Source organism: Micromonospora sp. NPDC047753, from assembly GCF_040642735.1.
In the GTDB taxonomy this organism is placed as follows: domain Bacteria; phylum Actinomycetota; class Actinomycetes; order Mycobacteriales; family Micromonosporaceae; genus Micromonospora.
Window position 1 is genome coordinate 1 of sequence record NZ_JBEYSL010000901.1, and the last position, 1,047, is coordinate 1,047.

Sequence of the window (1,047 nt, forward strand, 5' to 3'; positions counted from 1 at the left end):
ACCACGTCCTCCTAGCGTCCGGCTGGTACGCCGCCTGTCGTGCCACCGACTTCTCCCCCCGCGATCTTGCACTTTCTGTGGCGACATATCGCACCTAAAGCCGTGAATCTCCAACCGAAACTGCAAGATCGCGGGCGTGCAGGGCAGATCGCCGGAGTGCAGGGCAGATCGCGGGAGCGCAGGGCACGATCGCGGCGTGCAGCGGGCAGGGCGGAGACGACGGACCGGGCCGGCTGCGAACAGCCGACCCGGTCCAGAGATGTCGATCAGTAGCGGTAGTGATCCGGCTTGAACGGACCCTCCGTGGAGACGCCGAGGTAGGCGGCCTGCTCCTTGGTCAGCGTGCTCAGCTTCGCGCCGAGTGCGCCGAGGTGCAGTCGGGCCACCTTCTCGTCCAGGTGCTTGGGCAGCACGTAGACGCCGATCGGGTACTCCTCGGTCTTGGTGAAGAGCTCGATCTGGGCGATCGTCTGGTTGGCGAACGAGTTCGACATGACGAAGCTCGGGTGCCCGGTCGCGTTGCCCAGGTTCAGCAGGCGGCCCTCGGAGAGCACGATGATGGCGTGCCCGTCGGCGAAGCGCCACAGGTCGACCTGCGGCTTGATGTTGATCCGCTCGACGTCGGACCGCTTGGCCAGCCCGGCCATGTCGATCTCGTTGTCGAAGTGGCCGATGTTGCCGACGATGGCCTGGTGCTTCATCCGGGCCATGTGCTCGTTGGTGATGACGTCGAAGCAGCCGGTGGCGGTGATGAAGATGTCGGCCTGCTCGACAACGTCGTCCAGGGTGGCGACCTGGTAGCCGTCCATGGCGGCCTGCAACGCGCAGATCGGGTCCACCTCGGTCACCACGACCCGGGCGCCCTGGCCGCGCAGCGACTCGGCGCAGCCCTTGCCCACGTCGCCGTAGCCCATGACGACCGCCATCTTGCCGCCGATCAGCACATCGGTGGCGCGGTTGATGCCGTCGATGAGCGAGTGCCGGCAGCCGTACTTGTTGTCGAACTTGCTCTTGGTCACCGAGTCGTTGACTTTGTATGCCCGGAAG

The 1,047-nt window shown here is 65.7% G+C and carries 1 protein-coding gene; it reads right to left on the reverse strand.

Going from position 1 to position 1,047, the window contains the following annotated elements; all coding sequences use genetic code 11:
* Nucleotides 1-266: 266 nt before the first annotated feature.
* On the reverse strand, nucleotides 267-1,047 hold a 781-nt coding region (locus ABZ749_RS35610), incomplete at its 5' end, for an adenosylhomocysteinase (RefSeq protein WP_357235865.1).